Origin of the sequence: Bacillus sp. GMs2/2, assembly GCF_050172095.1 — a bacterium.
In the GTDB taxonomy this organism is placed as follows: domain Bacteria; phylum Bacillota; class Bacilli; order Bacillales; family Bacillaceae_G; genus Bacillus_A; species Bacillus_A cereus.
Map to the genome: position 1 here is coordinate 1 of NZ_JBNLYE010000563.1, position 1983 is coordinate 1983.

Consider the following 1983-nt stretch of genomic DNA (forward strand, 5'->3'; position numbering starts at 1 on the left):
TACCCTACCTGAAAAATACTTATACTTGCAGATACATTTGTTAAAGAGCCCCCATCATTATTAGATAGGGTGATAGTACCTGCTGAAGAAGTATTATTTATTAAAGTTAATGTTGAAGGAACAGTTGTTACTGTGAAAGCAACAGTACCTTGATTTATAGAATGTGGAGACCCAGTTCCGTAACGACCGCCAGGAATTGGTGTACCGTTTAGTGCAAAGGAAAATTGGTTTTCACGAACAGCTTCTAATTGGAATTCTGCTACATATGTTCCTCTGGTGTTAATTGTAATATTTCCAGTGCCCGCTATATGGGTAAAAGCGCTACCTATTATAGGTCCATTGGTATTAAAAGTGACACTGCCACCTACTACAATTGACTGATTGGTAGTATCAAAAATATATAGGTAGTTTGTTAAACCTACACCAGCAGGACCAGTAACACCAGTCGGTCCAGTAATGCCAGTAGATCCAGTGTCACCAGTCGGTCCAGTAACACCAGTTGGTCCAGTAACACCAGTCTTTCCAGTAACGCCAGTCGGTCCAGTAACACCAGTTGGTCCAGTAACACCAGTCCTTCCAGTAACGCCAGTCGGTCCTGTAATACCAGTCCTTCCAGTAACACCAGTCGGTCCAGTTGGATGGTGGGGGATGATAATAGGTTTAATATCTGAAAAAGTAAATGTATTGAATATATCTTTATTTTTATATTCTATCAAAATCACCTCATCTTTGTGTTTAGAAAAATAGTAGCATAATCTTTTTTATTAATGTTTCATTTATATATTATTAGTTTAATTAATTTTGGAATCAGCAAATAACTACCTTTGCACTTTTGTTTTAATAACATTGTTATTTCGTGTTAATGAAAAGAAAGGTAGATTACTATGAGTGGATGCCTCTATACAATAACATATGCTTGTCCAGTTAAAAGGTGAATAGATAAAAGAACCCGTTTGTTATAAACGGATTCTTCCCACAAGGTTTGCAAGAAATTCAAGGTAACTAGACCGGAGCACTTATTGAATTTCTTGTGATAATACTTTATGCAAGGGAATTAATAAGGTTAAAGAAATTTAAATAAAATCCTTATTTGAAAACAGGAAGCCCTAGAGTTAGGGCTCTAGGGCTTCTTGTTTTGGTATTCTCACATGGTTTTTCAAAAAGAATAGAACATATTGAAGATAACATGTGAATGTTTCATAAATGTATCAAAAAAGTGAACAAAATTGCTATTGCAGAAGAAGCAGAAATGAAGTTTCTAATACGTAAGTACGTGAAAGGTATTATTTCCAGTGGATAAAATGGGTATGGGACACCTAATTATTATTTTATCGGAGGAAAAGAATATGTTATGGACCTGGTTCAATGAAAAAATGAAAAATTTACTTTTAGAGTGAAACTGAACAAAAACGCCATTTGGTATGTAAATATAAGAGCACTTAGAAAAGTGCCCTTCTGTAACAACTATCCACTCTAAAAAGAAATGATGCAATATATCATATGAAATTATGTGGATTTAGTTGTGTGTATTTTGTATAAAAATGCCAAAGTGAAACGAGCACTTGTTCCAGAATGCTCGCTTAAAAAACATTCCATGTATTGGGGTTATGTTTGTAAGTCATAAACCAGTAAATGACTGAAAAATAAGGTTCAAGATAGTTTATTCATTTTAGAGTAAATGGGTACCTGTACAGAAAAAAGAGCAGCTAGCAAAAGCTAACTGCCCGGCTGGTTCTCCATGGGGGAACAAGGAGAAAAATGGGTTGTCTACAGTATTGACGGAATATTGAGTTTTATTCAGGGGGGTTACTAATTATGTAGGTTACATGAGAAGTCCTATTAACATCCAGGCTGCCCCGATTAGAACTAAAGTTTCAAATGTAATCCAAAATTTTCTTTTTTCTGGTTTTTGAAACTCTTTAATTACAGAGAATAAAGCACTGATTCCTACAAGAGTGAAAAGCGCAATTCGGATTGTTTCAG

General features: G+C 35.1%; 1 protein-coding gene. It reads right to left on the reverse strand.

The features are described 5' to 3' along the window. Positions 1 to 716: collagen-like protein (locus tag ACQGS6_RS27355; protein WP_426965944.1), on the reverse strand; the 716-nt coding region annotated here is incomplete at its 3' end. Positions 717 to 1983: the final 1267 nt, after the last annotated feature.